Origin of the sequence: Pseudomonas sp. NFPP02, assembly GCF_900119355.1 — a bacterium.
Lineage (GTDB): Bacteria > Pseudomonadota > Gammaproteobacteria > Pseudomonadales > Pseudomonadaceae > Aquipseudomonas > Aquipseudomonas paracarnis.
On record NZ_FPJI01000002.1, the window covers coordinates 566928 to 579985 of the forward strand.

8 protein-coding genes are annotated in these 13058 nt (G+C 62.4%); 7 read left to right on the forward strand and 1 reads right to left on the reverse strand.

Going from position 1 to position 13058, the window contains the following annotated elements:
- The first annotated feature begins 241 nt into the window (after positions 1 to 241).
- Positions 242 to 5137, forward strand: a complete 4896-nt coding sequence (locus BT204_RS05890) for an alpha-2-macroglobulin family protein (protein ID WP_072445949.1) — start codon at positions 242 to 244, stop codon at positions 5135 to 5137.
- A 130-nt stretch (positions 5138 to 5267) separates the two neighbouring features.
- Here the strand turns inward: BT204_RS05890 and BT204_RS05895 are convergent, their stop codons facing one another.
- Complete coding sequence (locus BT204_RS05895) at positions 5268 to 5561, reverse strand: hypothetical protein (RefSeq protein WP_003188208.1); 294 nt, start codon at positions 5559 to 5561, stop codon at positions 5268 to 5270.
- A 224-nt stretch (positions 5562 to 5785) separates the two neighbouring features.
- On the opposite strand from BT204_RS05895, the gene pbpC reads away from it, so the two are divergent.
- From pbpC to BT204_RS05925, 6 genes are all read left to right on the forward strand, one after another.
- Positions 5786 to 8098, forward strand: a complete 2313-nt coding sequence (pbpC, locus tag BT204_RS05900) for a peptidoglycan glycosyltransferase PbpC (RefSeq protein ID WP_072445951.1) — start codon at positions 5786 to 5788, stop codon at positions 8096 to 8098.
- 93 nt (positions 8099 to 8191) lie between these two features.
- Positions 8192 to 8500: a MazG-like family protein gene (locus BT204_RS05905; protein ID WP_003188211.1), complete on the forward strand. Its 309-nt coding sequence runs from the start codon at positions 8192 to 8194 to the stop codon at positions 8498 to 8500.
- Positions 8493 to 9242: a methyltransferase gene (locus tag BT204_RS05910; protein WP_047712475.1), complete on the forward strand. Its 750-nt coding sequence runs from the start codon at positions 8493 to 8495 to the stop codon at positions 9240 to 9242. The genes BT204_RS05905 and BT204_RS05910 overlap by 8 nt, the downstream gene beginning before the upstream one ends.
- A gap of 23 nt (positions 9243 to 9265) precedes the next feature.
- Positions 9266 to 9874, forward strand: a complete 609-nt coding sequence (locus tag BT204_RS05915; RefSeq protein ID WP_060764612.1) for a DUF4136 domain-containing protein — start codon at positions 9266 to 9268, stop codon at positions 9872 to 9874.
- 43 nt (positions 9875 to 9917) lie between these two features.
- Positions 9918 to 10475: a DUF4136 domain-containing protein gene (locus BT204_RS05920; RefSeq protein WP_034126431.1), complete on the forward strand. Its 558-nt coding sequence runs from the start codon at positions 9918 to 9920 to the stop codon at positions 10473 to 10475.
- A 223-nt stretch (positions 10476 to 10698) separates the two neighbouring features.
- Complete coding sequence (locus tag BT204_RS05925; RefSeq protein WP_072445953.1) at positions 10699 to 12642, forward strand: pilus assembly protein TadG-related protein; 1944 nt, start codon at positions 10699 to 10701, stop codon at positions 12640 to 12642.
- The last annotated feature ends 416 nt before the right edge of the window (positions 12643 to 13058 follow it).

Genomic DNA, 13058 nt, shown 5'->3' on the forward strand with positions numbered 1-13058 from the left:
GTGGGAGCTGGCTTGCCTGCGATAGCAGTGGGTCAGCCAGTGAAGATATCGGCTGAAAGACCGCTATCGCAGGCAAGCCAGCTCCCACCGTTTGATCTCCAGTGGCTGTGGGATTTGGCTTGGCTTCATGCCCACCTAGAACCAACCGCCCCTCCTTCGGTCAATGTGACCGGCGCCGCAGCAGCTTGGTCGGCGCTGATATATAGTTCACCCCTCGGTTCCCTCTGACTATGAGTGCCCCATGCTTAACAAAGGACTGTTCCTGGCCTGCGCGCTGGCCCTGCTGAGCGCTTGCGATTCTTCCGATAAACCCGCTGCACCGCCTGCGCCCACCGTGGCGGCAGCGCCGAAGCCGGTGAAAGCGGCGGTGGACGTGGCAGCGTTGAAGCAACGCTATGCCGGGCGTGAGCTGAGCGTGGTGGATGTGTCCGAGGTGCAGTTGGATGGGGCCAGCACGCTGTCGGTGAGTTTTTCCATTCCGCTGGACCCCGATCAGAAATTCGCCGACAAGCTGCACCTGGTAGACAGCAAGTCCGGCAAGGTCGATGGCGCCTGGGAACTGTCCGATAACCTGATGGAATTGCGCCTGCGCCACCTTGAACCGCAGCGCAAACTGGTGCTGACCGTGGACGCAGGGGTGAAGGCGGTCAACGGCAACACCCTCGCCGCCGAATATAGCGCCCGCCTGGAAACCCGCGACCTGCAAGCCACCGTCGGCTTCGCCAGCCGTGGCACCCTGTTGCCGACGCGCCTGGCCGAGGGCCTGCCGGTGATCGCGTTGAATGTCGACAAGATCGACGTGGAATTCTTTCGGATCAAACCCGAATCCCTGCCGTCGTTCCTGGCGCAGTGGGGGCGTAATACCAGCCTGCAAAGCTATGAGTCCCGTGAACTGCTGCCAATGGCCGAACTGGTGTACGGCGGGCGTTTCGACCTGAACCCGGCGCGCAATACCCGCGAAACCCTGTTGCTACCGATTGCCGGCCTCAAGCAGTTGCAGCAGCCGGGCGTGTACCTCGCGGTGATGCGCGCTTCGGGCACCTACAACTATTCGCAACCGGCCACCCTGTTCACCTTGAGTGATATCGGCCTGTCGGTGCACCGCTACGCCAATCGCCTGGATGTGTTTACCCAGGCCCTGGAAGGCGGCAAGGCACTCAACGGCGTCGAACTGGAAATCCTCGATGCCGAAGGCCGCGTGCTCGGCCAGGGCAAGACCGAAGACGGTGGCCACGCCGAGTTGCCGCTGCCGAAAAAAGCCCAGGTGTTACTGGCCAAGCAGGGCGAGCAAACCAGCCTGCTGCGCCTGGACAGCGCCGCGCTGGATTTGGCGGAGTTCGATATCGGCGGGCAACCGTCCCACCCGTTGCAGTTCTTTGTGTTCGGCCCGCGTGATTTGTATCGCCCCGGCGAAACCGTGCTGCTCAACGCGCTGTTGCGTGACAAGGATGGCAAGGCGGTGAAGCCTCAGCCGGTGAGCGTCGAAGTGCGGCGCCCGGATGAACAGGTGAGTCGCAAGTTCGTGTGGGAGGCCGACGCGTCGGGCCTGTATCAATACCCGTTGCAGCTGGCTGGCGAGGCGCCGACCGGGCGCTGGCAGTTGGTGTTCGACCTCGGTGACGGCAAGCCGCAACTCTATGAATTTCTCGTCGAAGACTTCCTGCCCGAACGCCTGGCGCTGGAACTCAAGGGCAGTGACACGGCGTTGAGCCCGGCGGATAACCCGGTCATCCAGGTCAACGGTCGTTACCTCTACGGCGCGCCCGCCTCCGGTAACCGCGTCAGTGGCCAGGTGTACGTGCGGCCACTGCGCGAGGCGGTCAAATCCCTGCCGGGCTACCAGTTCGGTTCCGTCACTGAAGAAGAGCTGAGCCAGGATTTCGAACTGGACGAAAGCGTACTCGACGCCAATGGCGAGCAAGCGCTGACCCTGGAAAGCAAGTGGGCCGAGGCCAAGTCGCCGTTGCAACTGATTGTGCAAGCCAGCCTGCAGGAGTCCGGCGGTCGGCCGATCACCCGGCGCCTGGTGCAGCCGATCTGGCCGGCCGAGCAATTGCCGGGCCTGCGTGGCCTGTTTGACGGCAAGGAAACCAACGGCGATGGCCCGGTGGAATTCGAAGTGCTGGTGGCCAACCAGGACGGTCAGAAACTGGCCGCGCAAGACCTCAAGGTGCGCCTGGTGCGTGAGCGCCGCGACTACTACTGGAACTACTCGGAGAATGACGGCTGGAGCTACCACTTCAACGAGAAATTCCTCAACCTCGATGAGCAGAGCCTGAACATCAAGGCGGGTGACACCGCCAAGGTCAGCTTCCAGGTGGAGTGGGGCCCTTACCGTGTGGAGGTTGAAGACCCGCACACCGGGTTGGTCAGCAGCCTGCGTTTCTGGGCCGGCTACCAGGCCCAGGACAACACCGAAGGCGGCGCCGTGCGCCCCGACCAGGTCAAGCTGGCGTTGGACAAACCCGCCTATGGCGATGGCGACACCGCCAACGTCACCGTCACGCCACCGGCTGCCGGTAAAGGCTACCTGTTGGTGGAGTCTGCCGAAGGCCCGCTATGGTGGCAGGAAATCGACGTGCCGGCCGAAGGCAAAAGCTTTGCGGTGAAGCTCGACCCTAAATGGTCGAGCCACGATCTGTATGTGAGCGCCCTGGTGATTCGTCCCGGCGAGCGCAAAGCCAATATCACGCCTAAACGCGCCGTGGGCTTGCTGCACCTGCCGCTGGATCGCACCCAGCGCAAACTCGGCCTGACCCTCACTGCACCTGAAAAAATGCGCCCCAAACAACCGCTGACGGTAAAGATCGCCGCCAAAAACGCCGATGGCAGTGTGCCTCAAAAGGTGCACGTACTGCTTGCGGCAGTGGACGTGGGCATCCTCAATATCACCGAATTTCCAACGCCCGATCCGTACGCCAGCCTGTTTGGCCGCAAAGCCTATGGCGTCGACCAATTCGACATCTACGGCCAGTTGATTGAAGCCGGCCAAGGGCGCCTGGCCAGCCTGGCATTTGGTGGCGACGCGGCGTTGGCCAAAGGCGGCAAACGCCCGGACACCAGCGTAACCATCGTCGCCCTGCAAAGCGCCCCGGTGACGCTGAACGACAAAGGCGAGGGCGAAGTCAGCGTCAATATCCCCGACTTCAACGGCGAACTGCGCCTGATGGCCCAAGCCTGGAGCGATGATCGCTACGGCATGGCCGAAGGCAAGACGGTGATCGCCGCCCCGCTGATTGCCGAGTTGTCGGCGCCGCGCTTCCTGGCCGGGGGCGACCAGACCACCCTGGCCCTGGACCTCTCAAACCTGTCGGGCAAGGCGCAGAAACTCGATGTGCAATTAACGACGCAAGGGCCGTTGGAACTGGTCAACAGCGACACGCAATCGGTTGAACTCAAGCAAGGCCAGCGCACCACCCTGCGCATTCCGGTAAAAGCCTGGGGCGGTTTCGGTCAGGGCAGGGTCAAGGTTACGGTCAATGGCCTGGACCTGCCGGGGGAAAACCTGCCGCCGTTCAGCCGTGAGTGGACCCTGGGCGTACGCCCGGCGTACCCGGCCTTGCTCAAGCATTACCGCGCCGTGATCAAGGATCAGCCGTGGAGCTTGCCGGCGGGTGCGCTGGATCAGTTCGATGCCTCGGGGCGTGAGGCGCTGTTGAGCCTGTCGAGCCGGCCGCCGTTGAACCTGGGCGCACAGATCAGTGCGCTCAAGGCGTACCCCTATGGCTGCCTGGAACAAACCGCCAGTGGCTTGTACCCGTCGCTGTACGCCGACGACGCGCTGCTCAAGCGCCTGAGCATCAAGGGCGAGCCGGATGCCGAGCGCAAGCGCAAGATCGAGTTGGGCATCGAGCGCCTGCTGGGCATGCAGCGCTACAACGGCAGCTTCGGTTTGTGGGGTGCTGATGGCGAGGAAGAATATTGGCTGACTGCGTATGTCACCGACTTCCTGCTGCGCGCCCGCGACCAGGGTTTTGCAGTACCGCCTGAAGCCTTGAAGAAGGCCAACGAGCGCCTGCTGCGGTATGTGCAGGAACGTAACCTGATCGAGGTGGATTACAGCGACAACGCCGAGCACACGCGTTTCGCCGTACAGGCCTACGCCGGTATGGTGTTGGCGCGCAGTCAGCAGGCGCCGTTGGGTGCGTTGCGCAGTCTGTTCGAACGGCGCAGCGACGCACGCTCCGGCTTGCCGTTGGTGCAGTTGGCCATCGCCCTGCAGAAAATGGGCGACCAGCCGCGTGCCGATCAAGCCTTGCTCGCCGGTTTGGCGGCGCAGCGCAGTGCCAAGGAGTGGCTGGCCGACTACGGCAGCCCGTTGCGCGATCAGGCGATGATTCTGGCGTTGCTGGAGGAGAACGACTTGGCCAAGGGCAAGCGTGAAGAGCGCCTGTTTACCTTGTCGGACCAGTTGGCGGCCAGCCCCTATCTGTCGACCCAGGAGCGCAACTCGTTGTTCCTGGCCGGGCGGCTGGGTTTCGCGCAGCCCGAATCGGCGTGGAAGGTGCTGTTGGATGGCAGCGACGGGGAGCATGAGCTGAACAACCAACAGTCGACGCTCAACCTGGAAGGCAAGCTGCTTTCCGGCAATTTGAGCCTGACCAATCAAAGCGGTGTGCCGGTCTACCAGCAACTGACAATCTCGGGTTACCCACAAGTGCCGCCTGCCCCGGGTGGCGAGAACCTGAGTATTCGCCGCGAATACCTGGGCATGAATGGCCAGCCGTTGAATTTGCGCAGCCTCAACAGCGGCGACCTGGTGCTGGTGCACCTGGCCGTCAGTGCCAAGCAACGCGTGCCGGATGCCTTGGTGGTGGACTTGCTGCCCGCCGGCCTGGAACTGGAAAACCAGAACCTGGCACAAAGCGCAGCGAGCCTGGAGAACGCCAGCAGCCAGGTGAAGGAGTGGCGCGAGTCGATGCAGAACGCATCGCTCAAGCATCAGGAGTTCCGGGACGACCGCTATGTGGCGGCGATGAATCTGGATGGCTATGGCACCACGCACTTGTTGTACCTGGCGCGTGCGGTGACACCGGGAACCTACCGCGTGCCGCCGCCGCAAGTGGAGTCGATGTATCGGCCGAACTGGCAGGCGGTGGGCGAGACGCCAGTGGATATGGTGATCAAGGGCCGCTGAAAGACACTGTAGGAGCGAGCTTGCTCGCGAAAAACGTCAACGAGAACGCGTGTTTCCTGAATCAACGCGGCGCCTTTGAGTTTTTCGCGAGCAAGCTCGCTCCTACAGGGGGAATCGAGTGGTTGCACCGTCAGTGCACGACCCAACTGAGTAGCCAAAGCCCCAGCATCAGCCAGATGATTCCCACGATAATCGAGGCCCGCATAAAGGCGCGTACCGCCGAGTACAGGAAGAGCAACCCGACGATCAGAGTGATGATGCTGATGATCGAGGTGTCCATGCCCAAGGTGCGTGACAGGCCGTCGATAAAGTTGCCGCCGGCGTGGGTCAAGGCCCCGAACAAACCGCTGAGCCCGTCGACGATAAAACGGATGACGGAACCGAGCGCCTGGCCCAACCATTCGAAAAAACTTTCTACCTGCATGTGCGTGTCCTGATGAGAAGGTGGGCGTAACTGTGCCTTTGGTTGTCGATAACGCAGGCGAGTTCCCTGCAAGCATAGAGGTTTGCCCGTTTGAGTTTTAGTTTAATCACCTGCAGATGTACGCGGCCCAATGTGGGAGCTGGCTTGCTCGCGAAGGCGGCGTGCCTGTGACATCTCTGCCAACTGACCCACCGCTTTCGCGAGCAAGTCCGCTCCCACAGTTATTGCGCTGGGCTTTGGGTTGTGTGGCGTTAGTAATAGCGCTGCTGTGGGGCGCCGATCGCATCTGGCCCTTGCCCCTGCCCCAGGACGACCTGGCGCGGGTGGTGCTGGCCGAAGATGGCACGCCGCTGTGGCGATTTGCCGATGCCAATGGCGTATGGCGCTACCCGGTACAGACCCGCGAAGTGTCGCCGTATTATCTCGACGCGCTGCTCACCTATGAAGACCGTTGGTTCTACCAACACCCCGGCGTAAACCCGTTGGCGCTGGTGCGTGCGACCTGGCAAAACCTGAGCGGCGCGCGAGTGGTGTCCGGCGGCAGCACCTTGTCGATGCAGGTTGCGCGCCTGCTCGACCCACACTCACGCACCCTGCACGGCAAGTTACGCCAGCTGTGGCGTACCGCGCAGTTGGAGTGGCACCTGTCCAAGGACGAAATCCTCAACCTGTACCTGAATCGCGCGCCCTTCGGCGGTACGCTGCAGGGCGTGGCGGCAGCGAGTTGGGCGTACCTGGGCAAGTCGCCATCACAATTGACTCACGCCGAAGCCGCGTTGCTCGCGGTATTGCCCCAGGCGCCGAGCCGTTTGCGCCCGGACCGTCATCCGCAGCGCGCCCAGCAGGCCCGGGACAAAGTGCTGCGCCGCCTGGCCGAGTTTCAGGTATGGCCGCAATCGGCGGTCGACGAAGCCCTGGAAGAACCGCTGCTGCTCGCCCCGCGCCTGGAGCCGAGCCTGGCGCCCTTGCTCGCACGTCGCCTGAATCGCCCCGACAGCCCGCCACTGATTCGCACCACGCTGGATGCCACCTTGCAACGCCGTCTCGAAGACCTGCTGTTGGGCTGGCGCGCACGCCTGCCGGAGCACACCTCCGCGGCCATCCTGGTGGTGGAAGAAGAAAGCATGGCGGTGCGCGCCTACCTGGGGTCGGTGGATATCAATGACACCAAGCGCTTTGGCCATGTGGATATGATCAGCGCGCTGCGTTCGCCCGGTTCCACCTTGAAGCCTTTTCTCTACGGGATGGCGTTGGATGACGGCCTGATTCACTCCGAATCGCTGTTGCAGGACGTGCCTCGGCGCTATGGCGATTACCGTCCAGGCAACTTTTCCATGGGTTTTACTGGCGCGGTGCCGGCGAGCACCGCGTTGTCCAGTTCGTTGAACCTGCCTGCGGTGCAACTGCTGGAAGCCTACGGGCCCAAGCGCTTTGCCGCACAGATGCGCATCGGTGGCATGCCGTTGGCGTTGCCGGCATTGGCCGAGCCGAACCTGGCGCTGATCCTCGGCGGTGCGGGCAGTCGTCTGGAAGATCTGGTGAGTGGTTACAGCGCCCTGGCCCGCGATGGCAAGAGCGCCAGCCTGCGGTTGCAGCCGGACGATACGCTCAGGGAGCGGCCGTTGCTGTCGCCCGGCGCCGCATGGATTGTGCGACGCATCCTCAGCGGCCAGGCGCGGCCCGACCGTGACCCGCGTGCCGAGCTGGTCCAACGGCCGGTGCTGGCGTGGAAAACCGGCACCAGTTATGGCTTTCGCGATGCCTGGGCGATTGGCGTGGGCCCGCGTTACCTGATTGGCGTATGGATCGGCCGGCCCGATGGCACGCCGGTACCGGGGCAGTTCGGCCTGGCGTCGGCAGCACCATTGATGTTGCAGGTGCATGACGTGCTGACCAACCGCGACAGCCAGCGCGGCATCAGTGCGCCAGTCAAATCGGTGCCTGCCAATATCGGCGTGGCAGCGATCTGTTGGCCGTTGGGCCAGCCCATGAGCCGCAGCGACCCCAATTGCCGCCGCCAGCGTTTTGCCTGGACCCTGGACAACACCACGCCGCCGACCTTGCAGGCATTGGATCAACCCTTGAGCGTGGGCTTGATGGAAAGCATCTGGGTTAACCCCAAGGGCTTGAGGGTCGATGCCCATTGCCCTGGCGCAACCCCCAAAAACATTGCGCTGTGGCCGGCGCCGCTGGAGCCCTGGTTGCCAAGGATTGAACGCCGGGAAGCGCGCATTCCTGCGCCTGACCCGGATTGCCCTCCGCCGGCGCTGGCCGCTTCATCGCCGTTGTCCATCGTGGGCGTACGCGAAGGCGACCAACTGCGCCTGCCCGCTGCCAGTCAACAAGCCTTGCGCCTGAACATCTCCGCCCTGGGCGGCAGTGGCCGGCGTTGGTGGTTCCTCAATGGGGCGCCGTTGGGTGACAGCGCCAATCAGGACAGCATCAATGCCAGTTTTGAACGGCTGGGCCGCTATCAGCTCAGCGTATTGGATGAAGCCGGTCAAACCGCCAGGCTCGAGTTCAGCGTTGTCGACTGATCGCTGATCGTTCCCACGCTCTGCGTGGGAACGCCGCCTGGGACGCTCCGCGTCCCGTCATGGGGTAAGCTATACCCATTCAGGAGCCCCCGCATGAACCTCGAACACCTCACCGAACGCCTGCACCGCATCCGCGATACCAACGACTGGAAGCAGTTCCACAGCCCGAAAAACCTGGCCATGGCTGCCAGCGTGGAAATGGCCGAGCTGGTGGAAATCTTCCAATGGCTCACCGAAGACCAATCCCGCCAACTGCCCGCCGATAAACTCGCCCATGCGGGCCAGGAGGTCGGCGATATTGTCCTGTACCTGCTGTTGCTGTGCAGTGAGCTGGGGCTGGATATGAACGAAGTGGTGCGCGCCAAACTGGCCGATAGCGAACGGCGGTTTGCCCATGAGTGATCGTCATTTCGACCAGTTGGCCACGCGCTTTGCCGAAAAAATCTACGGCGGTGCCAAGGGCGCGATTCGCCTGGCGGTGCTCCAGGCCGACCTGGTGCAAGCCTTGCCGCAGCGGCCGTTGCGCGTATTGGATATCGGCGCAGGCCTGGGGCACATGTCGCTGTGGCTGGCCGAGCAGGGCCACGAGGTAACCTTGGCCGAACCCGCTGCGCCGATGCTTGAAGGTGCGCGCCAGCGCTTCGCCGACGCGGGCCAAAGCGCGACCTTTATTCATGCACCGTGGCAGGACTTGCTCGGCCAACTCACCGAGCCTTACGATCTGGTGCTGTGTCATGCCGTGCTGGAGTGGTTGGCCGAGCCCCACGCTATCCTGCCGGTACTGCACCAACTGACGCTGCCGGGTGGCTGGTTGTCCCTGGCGTTCTACAACCGTGATGCGTTGATCTACCGCAATCTGCTCAAAGGCCACTTCCGCAAAATGCGCAAGAACGACATGGCCGGCGAAAAGCAGAGCCTGACGCCGCAACAACCCCTGGACCCACGGGAGTTGGCGGCGCAACTCGAAGGGCTGTGGCAGGTCGAAAGCCAAAGTGGCGTGCGGGTGTTCCACGACTATATGCCGGTGGAATTCCAGGCTCGCGCCAACCTGCAGGACTTGTTGGAGATGGAGCTCGCTCACCGTCGTCACCCAAGCTTTGCCGGGCTTGGGCGATATTTGCACTGGATCTGCCGCCCGGTTTAAGCGGCCCAGCGTGGGAGGTCGACATGCGTCGTCTCGGTTTAATCCTGTTGTCTCTAGGCCTTGGGGCCTGCTCGAGCCCCAATCCTTACGTGGCCAGTTCGGCACCGATGCCGCCGGCGCCCGCCCAGGCGGCCACTACCTTTGATGCCAGCGCCTACCCCGCGCCGGTGCGCGACTATGGTGCCTACCGCAGCTGGGGTTGGCTCAACGGTCAGTTGCCGGCGGGCACGGCCTGGGCCGATTCGGCGCAGATTGCCGAGGCGGTCAGCGGCGCCCTCGATCAGCGCGGCTTGCGCCCCTTGCATGACAAGCGTGCGCCCGACCTGCTTGTGAGCGCCGATGTACGCCTGGAAAAACGCCTGCGCCAGGTCCAGGACGATTATGGTTACGGCTACGGCTACGGCGGCTATAACCGCTATGGCAACGGTTACGGCATGTACAACAGCGTGCCCGTGGTGCGCACCTATGAAGTGACAGTGGCCGTGGCGCGTATCAGCCTGTTCGATGCGCGCACCCGCCAGCCGGTGTGGAGCACCAGTGCCGAAACCACCAGCCAGGGCAGCCTGAGCGAACGCGCCGATAGCTTGCGCAAGGCGATGCAGAAGGCAATGGCTGCCTATCCGCCCAGTTAGCAGCTATTCTCATTACATGCCCACGTTGTTTTTGGAGAACACCATGCTTCGTCGCATCGCTGCGCTTGCTGTTGTCATGTTGCTGGGCGGTTGCCAGAGCAACCAGGTCAACCACGATTTCGACGCCAGCCGAGACTTCGGCGCCTACCGTAATTGGGCCTGGAAAGACCCAGCGTTGCAGTACCGTCCCGATGACCCGAGGATCAAGAGCGACCTCACCGAGCAACGCATCCGCCAGGCCGTGGGCGAACAGCTGGATCAGCGCGGTTTGCGTCCTGCGGCGGCGGGCACCAAGGCTGACCTGAATGTACAGGCCTACCTGATCGTCGAAGACCGCCAGCAGCAAGTCACCACCAACTATGGCGGTGCCTGGGGCGGCCCGTGGAATGGTTACTGGGGCGCGCCGATGTACAACGAAACGCGCAACATTACCTACAAAGTGGCGACCATCCAGATCGACCTGCTCGACGGCAAGGACGGCAAGCTGGTGTGGCGCGGCAGCGACGAACAGATGATGGCCAGCACGCCGAACCCCGAGGAACGCAACAAAGCCATCCGCAGCACCGTGACCAAGATCCTTTCCAACTACCCGCCGCGCTGATCGCTCACTGTAGGAGCGAGCTTGCTCGCGAAAAACGTCAACGATAACGCGTACTTCCTGAATCAACGCGGCGTCTGTAGGTTTTTCGCGAGCAAGCTCGCTCCTACAGTATCAGGGCGTATCAGGGCATCTCCGCCAGTCGCCAATGTGGCGAGTTGCCAGCAACCTGCCGAAGCCTTGTCTACACTCCAGTGCAACGGAGAGTTAGCGCAGGAGTGCTTCGATGTCTCCCCGATTCGGCTCCAGACAGCGTGGTGCAATTGGCTTGATGGCGGCAGGCACTTTGGCCTTGGCCTTGGTGTTTACGTTGCTGGCGGTCGACAGCGGGCGCTTGTATTTGGAAAAGCGCAAGCTGCAATCCGTCGCCGATACCTCGGCGTTGGAGGCAGCCAGTCTCGGTGGCCAATGCGGTACCAACACCACCGCAAACGCCTATGCCACGCAAAATGCGGCGCGCAACGGTTTTGTGGTCGGTAATGGCAGCACCCTGGCGGTGACATGCGGCACCCTGGCGACCAATGCTCTGAACACCCGTGTGTTTACCGCTGATGCCACCAAGAGCGACGCTATCCGCGTGGTGGCTTCCCGCACTGTGATGACCAGCGTTGCCAATGGGCTGTGGAACCTGTTCAGTGGTGCGCCGATTACCCCGCAAATCAACTTGAGCGCCACCGCCGTCGCAGCGACACCGCCGCCCGTGGCGCAGCTGTCGATCCGCAGCAGCCTGGCCAGCGTCGACTCAGGCAAATCCCCACTGCTCAACCTGGTCATCGGCAACCTGCTCGGCGGCAACCTTTCGCTCACGGCGGCGGGTTGGAACGGCTTGCTGCAGACCAACGTCAACCTGCTCAGTTATTTGGACCAACTGGCGATTAACCTGAACGTGAAGGCCGGTGACTACGATGCCTTGCTCAGTACCGCAGTCTCGGCTACTCAACTGATCGACGCTGCTGTGAAGGTTTTGCAGAAAAACGGTGCGGCAGTCACAGCGGTCGTCAATGACGTGGTTTCGATTCAAGCCATTGCGCCCAACAGCAAGCTGTTGACCGTGGGTGACCTGATTGACATCGCCACCGGCACGCCGACGGCGGCGCTGAATAGCAACGTGCAATTGTTTCAACTGTTGGAAGCGGTGGCGCAGTTGTCCAGCAGCAAGAATGCGGTGAGTGCGGCGGCGCAGGTCGCGATTCCGCTGGTGGGCAATGTGTCGATCCAGACCAAGGTCATCGAACCGCCGCAGCTTTCAGCGATTGGCAATCCTGTGTTGGCCAAGAAGGGCTTGCAAAATACCCCGCCGACCGATCAGATTTTTGTACGCACCGCGCAAGTGCGCACGTTGGTGACCGTGCAGGCGCCGATCATCAAGGCGGTCTCTGGCGTGGCGTCCATATTGACGGGCCTGGGCACGCCGGTGTCCCAGGTGGTCAAGGGCTTGTTGAACCTCAACCTGCCGGCGGTGGTTGGCGGTGTGTTGTGCCTGGTGGCCTGCAATGTGGCTGACGTCGATGTCACCACATCGCTGGCCATTTACATCGAAGCCGGCAGTGCGCAAACCCATGTCACGGATTTCAATTGCGACTCGCCGGCCTCCAAATCCTTGACGGTGAAAACCACTACGTCCCTGGCGACCCTGGCGGTCGGTACAGTGGATCCGGTGGCGGCTTTTTCTTCCTCCGCAGCAGTCAATGTACAGCCTGTGAGGTTGATTGATTTTGGCGAGCGCTACTGTGTGGTCCTGACGCTGCTGTGCAGCCCCAACCGTACACCCAATGTGGGGGGTGGTTTGCTGTTGAAAGCCAACTCCACCATTGCTGCGCAAACCAGCACGATGGTGTTTGCCCCGGTGGCCGAGATGAATGCGCCGCCCACCTACAAGTTCGCGCCGGGCACCGCCAATATCGTCGGCAGCCTGGCGGCGACCCTTAATGGCTTGCAGGTGACTTACGCACCGCCCAGCGGCAGTGTCTCCAGTGGCGCGTTGGCTGGGGTTGCCGGGCTGTTGGCGACCATTACCACGGCGGTGGTGGGGCTGATCCAGAATGTGCTGTCACCGATTCTCGACCCTGTCGTCAACACCTTGCTCAGCGCCTTGGGCATCAACCTGGGCAATGCCGAAGTCGGTGCCAATCTCTCTTGCCATATGGGCCGGGCTTATCTGGTGATTTAGCTGACTCCCCGAGTTCCAAATGTGGGAGCTGGCGTGCCTGCGATGGCGGCCTGCCAGCCGACGCCTATCTACCTGACCCCCCGCGATCCAACTGTGGGAGCGGGCTTGCTCGCGAAGGCGGCCTGGCAGTCAACACAGTTGGAACGTGTACATATCCATTCCTGCGGTAACGGCCACTTAGGGTTCCGCTTTTACAGCGGCTCACTTTTGAAAAGAGCCCAAAAGTAAGCAAAAGGCTCTTGCCCCACCACTCGGCACCTCGCCTAGGCTCGGTGTGCCCGCAATCCGCCAGTGATTTGGGGGGCCGCCGCCACGCGCCATCCATGGCGCGGGGCGGCTAAACCGGCATCCCTGCCGGTTTACCCCCCAAATCCCTGTCGAATTCCGGCCAGCGTGGTTTGACGGGGCGCCTAAGA

What these genes read in the sequence shown, in the direction of transcription:
- BT204_RS05905 (WP_003188211.1), top strand. Translation starts at nt 8,192, where the DNA reads ATGAACCTCGAACACCTCACCGAACGCCTGCACCGCATCCGCGATACC.
- BT204_RS05910 (WP_047712475.1), top strand. Translation starts at nt 8,493, where the DNA reads ATGAGTGATCGTCATTTCGACCAGTTGGCCACGCGCTTTGCCGAAAAA.
- BT204_RS05925 (WP_072445953.1), top strand. Translation starts at nt 10,699, where the DNA reads ATGTCTCCCCGATTCGGCTCCAGACAGCGTGGTGCAATTGGCTTGATG.
- BT204_RS05920 (WP_034126431.1), top strand. Translation starts at nt 9,918, where the DNA reads ATGCTTCGTCGCATCGCTGCGCTTGCTGTTGTCATGTTGCTGGGCGGT.
- BT204_RS05895 (WP_003188208.1), bottom strand. Translation starts at nt 5,561, where the DNA reads ATGCAGGTAGAAAGTTTTTTCGAATGGTTGGGCCAGGCGCTCGGTTCC.
- BT204_RS05915 (WP_060764612.1), top strand. Translation starts at nt 9,266, where the DNA reads ATGCGTCGTCTCGGTTTAATCCTGTTGTCTCTAGGCCTTGGGGCCTGC.
- BT204_RS05890 (WP_072445949.1), top strand. Translation starts at nt 242, where the DNA reads ATGCTTAACAAAGGACTGTTCCTGGCCTGCGCGCTGGCCCTGCTGAGC.